The sequence below is a fragment of the Halorussus caseinilyticus genome (genome assembly GCF_029338395.1).
GTDB classification, from domain to species: Archaea; Halobacteriota; Halobacteria; order Halobacteriales; family Haladaptataceae; genus Halorussus; species Halorussus caseinilyticus.
Window position 1 is genome coordinate 3,013,022 of sequence record NZ_CP119809.1, and the last position, 13,355, is coordinate 3,026,376.

The following is a 13,355-nucleotide window of genomic DNA, read 5'->3' on the forward strand; positions in this document are numbered from 1 at the left end:
CTAAATTGGCTATGAACGACGTACTGATTACCGGTGCCGCACGCGGGTTGGGGTTGGCGCTCGCCCGCACTTTCTCGGAAGCGGGATGGCGCGTCTTCGCGTGTGCGAGGAACGCGTCGGACCGGGACAGACTACAGGCCCTGCGCGAGCAACGGCCGAAGTTGGTCGTCCCGATTCGGTTCGACGTGACGAGCGACCACGACCGATACCGGGCGCGCCAACTCGTGGAACACGAGACTGACTCGCTCGACGTACTCCTCAACAACGCCGGAATCAACGCCGGAACGTCGGGGAACCCCCAAGCCCACGTTTCGCTCGGGTCCCTAGACGGCGACGAGATGGCCGAGATGTTCCGCGTCAACTCGATTGCGCCGTTGCTCGTCGTCCAGACGTTCCGGGAGTTGCTGGTTCGGTCGGACTACCCGCGCGTCGTCAACGTCTCGTCGGACAGCGGGTCGATTACCCGGAAGGAGACGCCCGGCAACTACAGTTACGCCGCGAGCAAAGCGGCGCTGAACATGATAACGCGGGCGCTGGCGAACGAGTTGCGGAGCGACAGAATCGTCGTGACCGCGGTGGACCCCGGACACCTGCGGACCGACATCGGCGGTCCGACCGCGCCCGACGACCCCGACGACGCCGCGGACGAACTCTACGAGTTGATAGAAGACCTCTCGCCCGGAGAAACCGGGGAGTTCCTCGCGCGGACCGGCGAGAAACTCGCTTGGTAGGGAGCGTCTCCGCCGAGTGGAGACGCTCCGGCCGAGAGTAGTAGTAAATTCTATTTCGCTATATAGAATCCGGTTCGGTCCGCGAGTTAGGCGGTAGTGACCTGTTGAACCAAAGGCCTAAGACTTCCCGAACCCAATCTCGGCGTATGAGTACCGAGACTCAGGACGACGGGGACGACCTAGAGGAGCGCGTCAGCAACTTCCTGCGGCGCAACTTCCCCCAGATTCAGATGCACGGCGGGAGCGCGGCCATCCAGAACATCGACCGCGAGACCGGAGAGGTACACATCCAGTTGGGCGGGGCGTGCAGTGGTTGTGGCATCTCGCCGATGACGATTCAGGCCATCAAGAGCCGAATGGTCAAGGAAATCCCCGAAATCGAGACGGTCCACGCCGACACCGGAATGGACGGCGGTGGCGGTCACGGCGGCGGCATGAGTCCCTCGTTCCCCGGCGAGACGAGCGACGACGGCGGCGAAGACGACGAGGGTCCGCAGGCCCCGTTCTAAGTCCGGATTTCTCGTCTCGAAACGACGCAATTCTTCCCATAGAACGCGGCTAACATCAGGATATTTATCCCGTCGGGGATTGGACGGTACTGGTATGACCAACGACGCCGATGCGGGGAACGTCGTCTTTGTGGTCATGGACACGGTTCGCAAGAGCCACCTATCCGTCTATGGCTACGACCGGCCGACGACGCCGGGTCTGGAGCGGTTCGCTGAGGAGGCGGCCGTCTTCGAACAGGCAGTCTCCCCCGCACCGTGGACGCTCCCAGTTCACGCCTCGCTGTTCACCGGGATGTACCCGAGCGAACACGGCGCGAGTCAGGAGAATCCGTATCTGGAAGGCGCGACGACGCTCGCCGAGTCGCTCTCGGAGGAAGGCTACGAGACGGCGTGTTACTCCTCGAACGCGTGGATTACGCCCTACACCCACCTCACCGACGGTTTCGACGACCAAGACAACTTCTTCGAGGTGATGCCCGGCGACCTGCTGTCGGGACCGCTGGCGAAGGCGTGGAAGGCGATGAACGACAACGAGTCGCTCCGGAAGGTCGCCGACTGGTTGGTGTCGGTCGGCAACAAGATTCACGAGTACACGGCCTCGGGCGAGGGTGCCGACTCGAAAACGCCGCAGGTCATCGACCGGACGATGGAGTTCATCGAGGACGCCGACGACGACTACTTCGCGTTCATCAACCTGATGGACGCTCACCTGCCCTACCACCCGCCTGAGGAGTACAAACGGGAGTTCGCGCCCGGCGTCGATTCGACCGAGGTGTGCCAGAACTCCAAGGAGTACAACTGCGGGGCGCGCGACATCTCCGACGACGAGTGGGAGGACATCGAAGGCCTCTACGACGCCGAAATTCGCCACATCGACGCCGAACTCCAGCGCCTCTTTTCGTGGATGCAGGAGAACGACGAGTGGGAAGACACCATGGTCGTCGTCTGCGCCGACCACGGCGAACTCCACGGCGAACACGACCTGTACGGCCACGAGTTCTGCATCTACGACCCCCTCGTGAACGTCCCGCTGATGGTCAAACACCCCGAGATGGAGTCGGGCACGCGCGAGGACCAGCAGGTCGAACTCGTGGACCTCTACCACACCGTGCTGGACCACACCGGCGTCTCCGCCGAGCGTTCGACGGTACCCTTGGACCGAAAGCGCTCGCTTCTGGACGCCGACTACCGAGACTTCGCCGAGAGCGAGGCGTCGAGCGCCTCGAAGTCGCCCGGTAGCCATCCGGGCGACGGCGACTACGCCTTCGTGGAGTACTACCGGCCGGTCGTGGAGTTGAAGCAGTTAGAGCAGAAGGCCAGTGACGCCGGTATCGAACTCGACACGAACTCGCGGTTCTACTCGCGGATGCGGGCGGCGCGCCGACCCGACGCCAAGTACGTCCGCAACGAGCGTATCACCGACGAGTTCTACCACCTCGACTCGGACCCCGGAGAGACCGACGACGCATACGGCGAGGCGAGCGACGAGGAAGTCGAACTCGAAGGCGCGCTCTCGGAGTTCGAAGCGAGCGTCGGCGGCGAGTGGAAGGAAGTCGAGGACGACGACGTGTTAGACGACATGAGCGACGACGCGAAAGACCGCTTGCAGGACCTCGGCTACATCGATTGACGCGGCGACTCGTGACGAGTCGCCGCGTCGGAACGACGCTTCGCTCTTTTAGACGGAATCGACGCCGACCACGCTCACGACGCCGCCGCCGATTGCGACCGGAACCCAGTAGATAGCGCCCCGGAAGATGACCACGGCGGCGAAGGCAGTCTCCCATCCGACGCCCGCGCCGGGGAGACTGGAGAGGAGTCCGACCAGCACCGCTTCGATACCGCCCGCGCCGCCGGGAAGCGGCGTGACGCCAGCGATAGCGCCGACCGGGACGACGAAAAGGAGGACGGCGAACGGGACCGGAGAGCCGATAGCCACGAACGCGAGCCACAGCGCGACCATCTGGCATATCCACCCCGCAGTCGAGGCGGCGAGCGCGAGGGTCAGGCCGCGCCGGTTGGTCGCCACGCGCTCTATCGAGTCGAAGAACTCGGCGACCCGCGATTCGAGGGTCTCACGGCTGAGCGCCACGTCCACGGGCGCGACTCGGGTCACGAGTCGGAGTATCGGCGCGAGCGCACGAGCGATGGCGCTCCGGAGCGCCTTCCGGTTTCGCCACCCGAAGAACCCGGCGAACGGAACGGCCACCGAGAGGACGACGATGGCCGCGGTAGCGAGTCGGAGGCGACGACCGAACGAGGTCTGGGTCGCGTAGAATCCCGCCCCGCCGAGCGCCAACACGATGGACGGGACGAAGTTGAGCGAATCGACGCTGGCGATAGCCGCCAGTCCGCGTTCGTACTCGGTGTCGGCCACCTTCGAGATGAGCAGTGCCGTCACGGGTTCGCCGCCCGCCTGTCCGAAGGGCGTGACGTTGTTCGAGAACATCGCGCCGTTCAGGATGAAAAAGGACTTGGCGAACGACACGTCCACGCCGAGTACGTCGAGGACGGTCCGGAGACCGAACCCCCACGCGGCGAGCCACCCGAGCGTAATCACCACGACGAGCGCGACTATCTCGCCGTCGGCCTTCCGGAGTTGTTCTACGAACCCCTCGACGCCGACCAGATACAGGAGGACGCCCAGAATCGCAAACGTCCCGAGAAACCCCAGAACTGTAGTTCGCAACTGCGCGCCGTTCATAGGCTTTGCTTGCTTTCTGCACTAATCAGTATGTCGGAATCTCCAGTCGATACGCACGGGTGAGACGGTCGGCGCGTGGGCATGTCTTGGCGTCTATCAGCGTCGTCAGAGCAGTTCAATCCTGCGGACGGTCGATTTCCCAAGCCCGGAGCAAATTCGTTAAGGTCCGGTTGACCGGTGCAGTAACGTTACGTTCGCGTGCGCGCGAGCAAAGATAGCCGTTGATGGCTTCTACTTCGGTGCGCCTCCCGTCCAGCACGTCCTGTCGCATCGAAGAGGTGTTCGCGGCCGTGGCGTCGGCGACTCGCTCGACGGCTCCGACCGCCGCGTCGTCGGCGAGTTCGACACCCTCGGCGCGGGCGACCCGTGCCGTCTCGCGGGCGGCGTCGGCGGCGACTTCGCGGGCGGGACCGTCCAGCAACGCGCCGTTCTCGACGCGGGCGAGCGCCGTCGTCGCGTTGATTCCCGCGTTGACCGCCAACTTCTCCCAGAGGCGGCGTGGCATGTCGTCGGCGACGGTGGTCTCGATTCCGGCCGTGCGGAAGGCCCGGCCTACCGCGTCGGCAGTCTCGGAGGTGCCGCCCGCCCGCGGGCCGAGGACAACCTCGCCCACGCCGGTACACGCGACTGCGCCCGGTTCGGGGCGGACCGCGCCGTAGGTCGCGGTCCCCGCGAGGACGGGACAGTCGAGGTGGTCGGCCAGAGCGTCCTCGTTTCCCATCCCGTTCTGGAGCGAGAGCGCGGCGTCGAACCGGCCGGTAGCGAGCGTCCGGGCCGCCTCGTCGGTGTCGAACGCCTTGACCGTCACCACGGCGAGGTCGGCCGAAAGGTCGGACCCGTCGGTCGTCGCGTCGGGGCGGACCGAGAAGTCGAACTCGCCGCCGACCCGGAGACCGGACTCGCGCACGGCCGCGACGTGCGGGTCGCGCCCGACCAGCGTGACCGCGTGGTCGCGCGCGAGCAGACCGCCCGCGAGACTCCCGAGACTCCCCGCGCCGAACACGACGACTTCCATGTCGGTCCCTTGGAACCGGGGGTAGAAAAGTCGGGGCGTCTCACGAACGGCTTTAAATACGAGAGGAAAATAGTAGGGATCGGTACCAGCGAACCACCTCCAAGGGGAAAAGCCTCTGACGAGACCACGAGCGTTAAACTGCGAAGTCAGTCTACCTCACGCCGCTCCCCTTGGCGGTTGCCGTCGTTCCATTTCGACGTACTACACCACGATGTCAACCCCGCGTACTCTCACCACTCAGCCCTCGGGTCGGTACTCCGCGACGAGTACGTCGTCGTTGTCGAACACGACTTCGAACTCTGCGGACGCTCTGACCGACCGGACCTTCGCGGGCGGTTGGCCGTCGGTGTGAAGATAGAGGTAGTCGGGCGTGACGTTCGCCTCGTCCATCTGCTCGGAGAGACAGGTCGCGTTCTCGCAGACGTTGAGCGAGAAGTACCGCGCCTTCTGTCGTTTCCACTCGTCCGCGCCCACCCACTCGACGCCCCAGTAGCCTATCAGGAGCGTGCGGTCCGAGAGGAGCGGAAGCCACTCGGCGGTTCGCTCGCCCACCGAGACGAACGTCGCGTCCGGACGGGTCTCCGAGCGAATCCACTCCGTCGCCTCGATGTCCCCGTCGCCGAGGTGACTCGGCATCCGGTTGTCCGCGCCGAAGACGGTCTGGTACTGACTGACCGGGTAGTTCGTGGCGAACATCGCGCCCGCGCCGACGCTGTAGGAGAGCAGTAGCGCGACGACCGCGAACGAGACTGCCCGGTCGGGAACTCGGAGTTCGAGTTCGAGATTCCGGCGAACGAGCGGAACCAAGTCGGCGACGAGGACCCGCGCGCAGACAAGCGCCACGACCACGAACAGGAACTGGGACTTGTGGGTCACGAGCGCCAGCGACCCGTACCACGCCGGGAGGAACCACTCCCGGCGGGCGACCAGCAGGACCGCTCCGAAGATGAACAGGACGTGCCAGAGCGGGAGCAGTTCCGTCCGCGGCGGGACCACCATCAGGAGTCGCGCCGCGCCCGCCGACAGCGAGGCCAGACCGCCGTGAGTCCCCGAGGCGTTGAGGAACGGCGTAATTCCGAACCGAGAGACGACGGTGGCTAGCCACGGCGCGGCGACGAGGAACCCGCCGCCAGCGACGGACGCCGCGAGCAGGAACCCGCGCCGGGTTCGGTCCAACCCCGCCCAGAAGGCGACGTAACTCGCGCCGAAAAAGAGGGCGTACCGGACGTGACTCAGCAGGGTGAGTCCGAACAGGAGGGCACCCGCGAGCGCGTACCGGCGTCGGCGCTCCCGGAAGAGGCGGACGCCGACGTAGAGTCCGGCGAGCGCGAAGGCGTACGCGCCCGCCCTGACGACGCCGCCCGACGAGACGTGCCACTTGAACACCTCGGGCGAGGTGGCACCGATGACGGCCGCAACCGCCGCTTGGCGTCGGGAGTCGAGTAGTTCGTACGCCAGCAGATAGAACGGGACGACGTACGCCGTGGCGTACACCTGCGGCAGAATCCGACTCGCCGCCAGCGGTCCCATCCCGAGCGTCTCGCGGACGAACGCCAGCAGATAGAACATCAGCGGCGGATAGGCGAACGGCAGACCGTCCGCCGTGTATCCGTGAATGGTCCGCGGAATCACGTACCCGTTCGCGGCGAGTTGGTTCGCCATCTCGTTGAAGAGACCGGCAGTCAGCGTCGGGTACTCGTAGGCGAGGAGGTGCCCGCCGGAGACGAGCAACGACGCGACGACGGCGGGAGCGAGGTAAGGAAGATGACGCTTGAGTGGTTTCATTCGAGCTTCGATTTTGTTCTGAAATCACTACCACATAATTGTAGTGTTACGACGCTCGTCACGACTGGCGGACGCGACGAGTTCGGAAAATAGCCGGTCGGTCGTCGGTTCGGTCCTCGGCGCGGTCGGTCGTCGGCCGTCCGCGCCGGGAGCGCAGTCAGTCCTCGGTCCAGTACATCAGGGCTTCCTTGGGTTCGCCGCAGTTGGGGCACTCGTCGGGGATGCCCTCGTCTATCTCGCCCATCTCGCCGCAGTTGGTACACCGCCACATCAGTTCGCCCTCGCCGAACTCGTGGCCCGCGCGGGAGTGTTCGACGCTCATGCTCTCGACGCCTTGCCGGGTCGAGACGAAAAAGCCCCCTTTGTCGAGTCCCCGAATCCGGCCGAGTTCCTCGCCGTCCTCGTCGTAGACGGTTTGGCCGAAATCGACTTCCAGCGTCTTCTCTGCCGCTTCCACGTCGCCGTCGTCTTCCACCGGTTGCTCCCCATGTCCACTCATGCCCAAGTATACGGCGTCGTGAGTGATAAAGCCCGTCGCCGATTCGGGCGAGGAGGGTGCAGTGAGTACCGGCGGTTCGATGCAGTGGCGGTGCAGTGAGTAGGTAACTCCACCGCGAGCGAGGGAGCGAAGCGACCGACCGAGCGGACCAAGGAACCGTCGAAGCCCCGCGCCGTGGGCGCGGGGCTGAGGCGGTGACGCCGCGTTTTTCGTGAACGTTTTGCCGCGCTCGGAAATTCGCCTCTGGCGAATTTCCGAGCGCGGCAAAAGGTTCTACATGAAGTCCGCGATGCTCCCCTGCTTGTTCTTGTCGTTCTCGAAGATGGACTCCAGTCGTCGGTCCATGATTTCGAGGCGCTGTTTGGTGTACTCCCGGCAGTCGTACTTTTCGGCCACCTGAATCGCCGTCTCCATGTACTTGTTCACCGACCCTTGGTGGACCGTGAGGTTGACCTGCCCGCCGCAGTTGCGACACTCCTTGGTCAGGGGCATCCGGCGATACTTCTCGCCGCAGTCGAGACACCGGGTCTCTTGGCGCGAAAAGGCCCGGAGGTTCCCGATGAGGTCCGGCAGGAAGTGGTACTCGATGACGCGCTCTGCCACGTCGGTCTCGTCCACCGACCGGAGTTTGCGCGCGAGTTCCAACTGGGCGTCCATCTTGTCCATCATCGACCCGAGGGTCTTGTACGCCGAGAGGTCCGGGCCGAGCGCGATGTTGGAAGTGTCGTGGCTGTGGTGGAAGTCGGTGTACTCGCGGTCGGTGCCCAGCGTCTCCTCGGCAATCGTCATCACGTCCTCGACTTCGCCGGGGTCGGCCATCTCGCGGGTCGCCTCGTAGAACTCGCGAGGGTACTCCCGCACGATGTCCATGTTGTGGGCCTCGTCGTCGATTTCCGAGGGGTCGATGCGCGAGGACATGACGAGAGGCGCGTCCATCCGCCCGCCGCGTTTGTCGGGTAAAAATTCTTTACTGAAGTTGAGCAGACCGTCCATCAGGAGCATCACGCAGTCCTCGTCGCCGTCGCATTGGCCAGTAAAGAGGTCGTTTGCAACGAGTGTGTGAGTGTCTTCAACTGTAAGGGAGTACGTCTGGTCAACTTCGGAACTGGCGATTTTAACGGACTCTACCTCGTCTAGCCAAAGTTCTCCACCATCACTGAAGATACGCTGAGAGCGAATGGGAGTAGAATCAACCGTGTTCTCTAATGTTTCGGCCTTCCTGTCGAGGTCAAATCCAATTTTGTCGCCGAAGAGGACCGCATTCTCCGAAGTTATTTTAAGAACCCAAGATTCGAACTCGGGTACCGGCTCCTCATCGTAGAACTCGGCGATTTCGCCCGTCGAAGGGCGACGAATCTCGGTGTAGACCTTACTGGCAACGCCAAATCGCTTCAGCATTGCCACAAGGTCGTCTTTCAATTCATCGCTAACGGTGTATGCCCGAATATCAATCCTCTCTCTCGCCACACTTCCATCCCCGCTAAAGTAAGAACGAAGAAATTCTTTGACAATTGGTTTTGGAGAGTTCACGATGCACTCCGGGACTCGCTTCTCTTCAGCAGAGCTACCAGCGTCGATGACCTCCGTGAAGAGAGAAGCCACGAGACGACTTGAAGTCGTAATCTTCCACTCGTTTTCTTCGTATGGCGTCACCGAAAGTTCGTCTTCGAGAGTTTCGATGATGTGCTCTCGCGGTTCCTCGTCCGGCGTACAGATAGTCATCTGATAGAACTCGCCTTCTTCAGAGCGGGTGAAACCTTCAGCAGTATAGTACCCGAGAACCTTCGCTATGTCTTGTCCGATAGTTAGAACCCGGCTTACCGAGGCAGTATCACGCCGAACGCCGAGTTTGAGGTCGTCCGGAAGTCTTTCGAGAGTCCCCTCTTTTCCAAACAGCGTGATGAACACTGAGGCCGGGACGCTATCCCGATTGACCCAGTTGTAGACGGACGAATCGCTCTTGCCAAGATTCTCTGCAACTGGTTTGAGGTACCCCTTCCCCTCGGTGCCAGAGTTGAACATGTCCTTTATTCTCTTCCCACCGAGTCCTCGAATCATTAGTTCCTCGTTCGGAATAGAATCGAGGTGAAGAAACTCTTCGAGGAGGTCAATTGATGTGTACCCACCCTCGAACTCGACTTCCTTCGGGGAGGGAATTTCGTCACCAGCATCTAATTCCCGAGCCTCAACGTCCTGAATGCCATCGGGAGTCCAGCGACGCATCGAGTGGTCCGGCGTGACCGTAATCTCTCGCCCGCTTCGCGTCTCGATTTCCACGAGATGGTCCGGCGCGGGATGCTTCGAGACTGCCTTGACTGGCTTCTGAACGACTTCACCGTCGTCGTCCACCGACGGGACCCACACGTCGCCGTCCAGTTCTTCGATTAGCGCGCCGAAGTCGTCTTCTCGCGGGTCGTCGAGTCGCTTCTCGACCAACGTTCGAATCTCGTCGTGGTGCCACTCGCCGGACTCGTCTTCGTACCAGACTTTCGTCTCGGGGTGGAAGCAGTTCCGACGCTTTGCGGCGTGGAAATACGGATGTGCGTAACCCACGGCCGCCGAGGTGAACCCGACGATTCGGCCCACGACCGCCGCGGAGGTGTGGGGTGCCATCCCGAAGACGAGTTCGCCGACGAGTTCCTCGCGTTCGTCCATCTCGTAGAACCGGTCGAGTCCGTAGTACTGTTCCAGCAGGTCGTCCACGAAGTCGGCGGTCTGGAGGAGATGTTCGGCCGCACCGTCCGAGAGAACGATGTCTTGGACTTTAAGTTCGACCAGTTGGTCGTCGTGGCGAAGCGAGTCGCCGTGAACATCTTCCTCGTATCCGAGCGACCGGAGGTGGTCGGCGCTCACGTCGAGTTCCGAGGGTCGGACCGCGGTCACGGGCAGGTCCGTCATGTCGTAGCGGACCGTGCCGTCCTTGAACGCCGACACGTCGTGTTTCGCCCGGAGGATGCCCTTCTCGATGGGTTCGGGCGTCTTGTACGACGACGACAGCCCTTTGACGCCTTTCAGCGTGTCGAAGGCGTTCTCACGCTCGCCGACGGATTCGAGCGCCGACCGGAACTCGTCGTTCACGTCGATGGTTCGGTACTCGACGGACGTGGCCTCCACCTCGCAGTTGTCGCACACCGCGCGACCCGACTCGTCCAACTCAACGACCGAACCGCAGTCGGGGCACTTGAAGTGGGCGAAAGTGTTACCGCCGCACTCCGGACACTCGCACTCGAAGGTGTGTTCGCCGCAGTCCTCGCACTCCCGGCGGCCGACCTGCGCATCGACCAGTCCGGGCGTACTCTCCATGTCGGGGGCGTGCTTGGCGGCGGCGGCCACGTCGCGCTGACTGCCGCCCGCCTCGCCGATGGGAAAGAGGGTGTGGACCGCGGGCGAGAGTTCGCGCTCCTCGGACTTCTCGGGGCGGCCCATCCGGTTGCCGATGCGGGTCGGCGCTCGCTCGCGGACCTCGAAGGGCGCGACTTCGTTGACCGCCCGGACCGCGTTGTCCCCGTCCTCCGCTTCGCCCCAGTTTCGGGCCTCGGACGAGAGGTCGGCCCACGTCTTTTCGAGGTCGTCGGAGACGCCGAGCGAGCGAGCGAGCGGACGCCACTCGGGGATTCGAATCTCGTCGTCGGCCTGCTCGTGGGGGACGAGGATGCATTCGAGCGCGGTCCGGACCGTCTCGGTGAACGCGACGACGAGCGTTCCGTCGCCGCCCTCGCCGCCGACGACTTCGCCGTCGGCGACCGTCTCGGCCAGCGCCTCGAACTGTGCGACGGTGAGGTCGTGCCAGAGGTAGGTGTACTTCGGGTGGAGCGGACAGTCGTGCTCGGTGGCCCACGTCAGGGCTTCGTCTGGACTCGGGTCCGAGAGGTCCACGCTCGGGGAGTCCCGGAGTGCTTGCACGTCAGCGCCCGCGTGTTCGAAGTCCTGTTCCCACCACTCGACGGTGTAGGAGGCGGGCGCGAGCGGGTGGTTGTTCTCCACGAACTCGCCGTAGTTGACCAGATACTCGCCGAGGTCCAGAATCTTCTCGACACCGTTGCGCAGTTCCAGCGCCTCCTCGGGGTCGTCGATGCGCCGAACGTCGCCGTTGGCGAGTCGGACCGTCGGTCCCTCGATGGAGTCTACGGGGACGACCCCCGCGGCCTTGCCGGGTCGCTCGGTCTTGATTTGGGTCCCGGTAGCGAGGAAGTCGTCCACGAGGTGCATCGTCGCGGGGTGGACGCCCGCCGTGGCGAACCCGTGGTTGCGTGCCCGGCCGTAGCGCAGGCGGAAGCCACCCGACTCGCTCGGGTGGCCGAAGACCGGGCGTCCGGCGATGAGGTCCCGGAGGAACTTCTTGGCGGGGTCCACGCGCGGCGGACCCGAGACTTCCGGGGCGTCTTCGTCGGCGTCGTCCTCGGCCGCGTCCGCCTCGTCTTCCTCGTCGTCGCTCGCGTCTTCTTCGTCGGCGTCGTCCTCGCCGATGGTGCCGTCGATGAGGTCCTGCAACCACGGCCAGTCGATTTCGTCCAGATTCCGGGTGTAGCGCTGAATCTTCGGGGCCTTGAGCGCGATACCCTCCGCGAGGACGAGACACATGCCGCCGCGGGCGTTGTTGGTATCGACCCGTTCGAGGTCCCGGAACCCCGAGACCTCTTCGTCGCCGGTCGATTCCCCGTCGAGCATGATTGGCATATGTTTCGCAATGAATTTTGTTTCTTTATCCTTGGGAGAGTATTGTAAGCCGGTCTCTTTGTCGTAGAGAGTTATCTCCTCGGCGTAGCGCTCTATCTCCTCCTCGCGGGCGTCGTACTCCGACATCCCGACCAGCGCTCGGGTGTAGTCGGCCACGAGGACCGACAGTGCTTGGGCGGTCCCGCCTGCCGACCGAATCGGCCCGGCGTAGTAGACGTTGACGAACTCGCTCCCGTCGTCGTTTTCGAGGACCTCCACCATGTCGATGCCCTCGATGGGCGCGGCGACCACGCCCTCGGTCAGGAGAGCGACGGCGGTCCGGACCGCGCCCTCGACCTTTCCGGCCTTGCTCTCGTAGTCGCCGACCCGACCCTCCGCGAAGTCCTCGGCGAGTTCGAGTGCCGCTTCCTCGCGGGACATCTCGCCCTCCAACTCCCGGACGCGCTCGGCGACGCCCTCGATGCCGAGGATGTTCTCCACCCGGTCGGCCATGTCCTTGGCGACCGGAATCTCGACCTCGGGTTTGGGGTCGCCGCTGTTCGCGCGGGCCTCGCGCGCCACGTCGAAGGCGTCGTCCAAGTCGTCTTCGAGGTCCTCGAAGTAGTCCTCGTCCTCCGCCCGCATGTTAGAGCCAGAGGTCGAGGTCGGTGAGTTCGTCGGGTTCGCGCTCCAGTTCCTCTTCGAAGGTCCGCATGTACAGTTCCCCGGCGAACACGGTGGCCGAGTCGAGGTGGCCCGCGAGCGTCTGGCCGCTCTTGCGCGAGAGGACGGCGTGGGTGTGTGCGAACCGGTCGCCGTCTAGCCACGAGACGTTGCCGACGCAGGCGGCGACTTCGAGGGGTTCGTCGAACTCGACTTCGCGGTACTCCAGTTCCGACTGGTCGTAGTACCAGACGGTGGCGTTCTGCACCGCGCCCATGGCGACGAACCACGCCGCGTCAACGTCCTCGTCGGCGGCGAGACGCTCGATTTCGGCACGCCAGTCCTCGCCGTGGCCGAGTCGTGCTACGAACTCGCGGTCCCCTGAGACCTCCCGGTAGTTCATGTTGCGTGGAAAGAGGACCGTCGGGAAAAAGGTTCAGTATTGGCTCGTTACCGGGAGAGGCGACGAACCGCGTCGAAGAACCGAGAGCGACGAGAGACCGCTACTGCCAGTCTTGGAGGGCGACACTGCCGGATACGGGAACCGAAAGCCACGCGTCGTCGGCCGTCGTGTCTGCGATGATGAGTCGCTCCGTGCGACCATCATCGTCTAGCGAGGCCATAACCTCGCGCTGTGCGACCGATTCCGGGGTGGCCGTGTTCGGGGCCATATGTGACACATGGTATCATGGGGTAATAAACGCTCCGGAACAGCAAACGGGTGGTCGAAATCGAAGCCTTCAAGTGATGATAATTGGTACCACACCACGTTACTGCCATCATACTGTCACGA

10 protein-coding genes are annotated in these 13,355 nt (G+C 63.7%); 3 read left to right on the forward strand and 7 right to left on the reverse strand.

Annotated elements, in window-relative coordinates; translation table 11 throughout:
• Positions 1 to 11: 11 nt before the first annotated feature.
• From P2T60_RS15275 to P2T60_RS15285, 3 genes are all read left to right on the forward strand, one after another.
• On the forward strand, positions 12 to 731 hold the full coding sequence (locus P2T60_RS15275) for an SDR family NAD(P)-dependent oxidoreductase (protein ID WP_276280101.1): 720 nt from the start codon (positions 12 to 14) through the stop codon (positions 729 to 731).
• A gap of 146 nt (positions 732 to 877) precedes the next feature.
• Positions 878 to 1,240, forward strand: a complete 363-nt coding sequence (locus P2T60_RS15280; RefSeq protein WP_276280102.1) for a NifU family protein — start codon at positions 878 to 880, stop codon at positions 1,238 to 1,240.
• A 94-nt stretch (positions 1,241 to 1,334) separates the two neighbouring features.
• The gene (locus P2T60_RS15285) at positions 1,335 to 2,870 is read left to right on the forward strand and encodes a sulfatase (RefSeq protein WP_276280103.1); all 1,536 of its coding nucleotides are present in this window, start codon (positions 1,335 to 1,337) and stop codon (positions 2,868 to 2,870) included.
• Between the two features lie 48 nt (positions 2,871 to 2,918).
• On the opposite strand, the gene P2T60_RS15290 is transcribed toward P2T60_RS15285, so the two are convergent.
• From P2T60_RS15290 to P2T60_RS15320, 7 genes are all read right to left on the reverse strand, one after another.
• Positions 2,919 to 3,944, reverse strand: a complete 1,026-nt coding sequence (locus P2T60_RS15290) for a lysylphosphatidylglycerol synthase transmembrane domain-containing protein (RefSeq protein WP_276280104.1) — start codon at positions 3,942 to 3,944, stop codon at positions 2,919 to 2,921.
• Between the two features lie 115 nt (positions 3,945 to 4,059).
• Complete coding sequence (locus P2T60_RS15295; RefSeq protein WP_276280105.1) at positions 4,060 to 4,959, reverse strand: ketopantoate reductase family protein; 900 nt, start codon at positions 4,957 to 4,959, stop codon at positions 4,060 to 4,062.
• A 237-nt stretch (positions 4,960 to 5,196) separates the two neighbouring features.
• A complete protein-coding gene (locus tag P2T60_RS15300; protein ID WP_276280106.1) occupies positions 5,197 to 6,744 on the reverse strand; it encodes an ArnT family glycosyltransferase in 1,548 nt (515 codons plus the stop codon).
• Between the two features lie 157 nt (positions 6,745 to 6,901).
• Positions 6,902 to 7,243 (reverse strand): DUF7130 family rubredoxin-like protein, encoded by a 342-nt coding sequence (locus tag P2T60_RS15305; protein ID WP_276280107.1) that lies wholly within the window; start codon positions 7,241 to 7,243, stop codon positions 6,902 to 6,904.
• A 273-nt stretch (positions 7,244 to 7,516) separates the two neighbouring features.
• Complete coding sequence (locus tag P2T60_RS15310; RefSeq protein WP_276280108.1) at positions 7,517 to 12,544, reverse strand: DNA polymerase II large subunit; 5,028 nt, start codon at positions 12,542 to 12,544, stop codon at positions 7,517 to 7,519.
• Position 12,545: 1 nt separating this feature from the next.
• Complete coding sequence (locus tag P2T60_RS15315; protein ID WP_276280109.1) at positions 12,546 to 12,965, reverse strand: PPC domain-containing DNA-binding protein; 420 nt, start codon at positions 12,963 to 12,965, stop codon at positions 12,546 to 12,548.
• 100 nt (positions 12,966 to 13,065) lie between these two features.
• Positions 13,066 to 13,233 carry a DUF7556 family protein gene (locus P2T60_RS15320; protein ID WP_276280110.1) on the reverse strand — a complete coding sequence of 56 codons (168 nt, stop codon included), beginning with the start codon at positions 13,231 to 13,233 and terminating at the stop codon, positions 13,066 to 13,068.
• Between the last annotated feature and the right edge of the window lie 122 nt (positions 13,234 to 13,355).

What these genes read in the sequence shown, in the direction of transcription:
- P2T60_RS15275 (WP_276280101.1), top strand. Translation starts at nt 12, where the DNA reads ATGAACGACGTACTGATTACCGGTGCCGCACGCGGGTTGGGGTTGGCG.
- P2T60_RS15310 (WP_276280108.1), bottom strand. Translation starts at nt 12,544, where the DNA reads ATGCGGGCGGAGGACGAGGACTACTTCGAGGACCTCGAAGACGACTTG.
- P2T60_RS15280 (WP_276280102.1), top strand. Translation starts at nt 878, where the DNA reads ATGAGTACCGAGACTCAGGACGACGGGGACGACCTAGAGGAGCGCGTC.
- P2T60_RS15290 (WP_276280104.1), bottom strand. Translation starts at nt 3,944, where the DNA reads ATGAACGGCGCGCAGTTGCGAACTACAGTTCTGGGGTTTCTCGGGACG.
- P2T60_RS15285 (WP_276280103.1), top strand. Translation starts at nt 1,335, where the DNA reads ATGACCAACGACGCCGATGCGGGGAACGTCGTCTTTGTGGTCATGGAC.
- P2T60_RS15295 (WP_276280105.1), bottom strand. Translation starts at nt 4,959, where the DNA reads ATGGAAGTCGTCGTGTTCGGCGCGGGGAGTCTCGGGAGTCTCGCGGGC.
- P2T60_RS15320 (WP_276280110.1), bottom strand. Translation starts at nt 13,233, where the DNA reads ATGGCCCCGAACACGGCCACCCCGGAATCGGTCGCACAGCGCGAGGTT.
- P2T60_RS15315 (WP_276280109.1), bottom strand. Translation starts at nt 12,965, where the DNA reads ATGAACTACCGGGAGGTCTCAGGGGACCGCGAGTTCGTAGCACGACTC.
- P2T60_RS15300 (WP_276280106.1), bottom strand. Translation starts at nt 6,744, where the DNA reads ATGAAACCACTCAAGCGTCATCTTCCTTACCTCGCTCCCGCCGTCGTC.
- P2T60_RS15305 (WP_276280107.1), bottom strand. Translation starts at nt 7,243, where the DNA reads ATGAGTGGACATGGGGAGCAACCGGTGGAAGACGACGGCGACGTGGAA.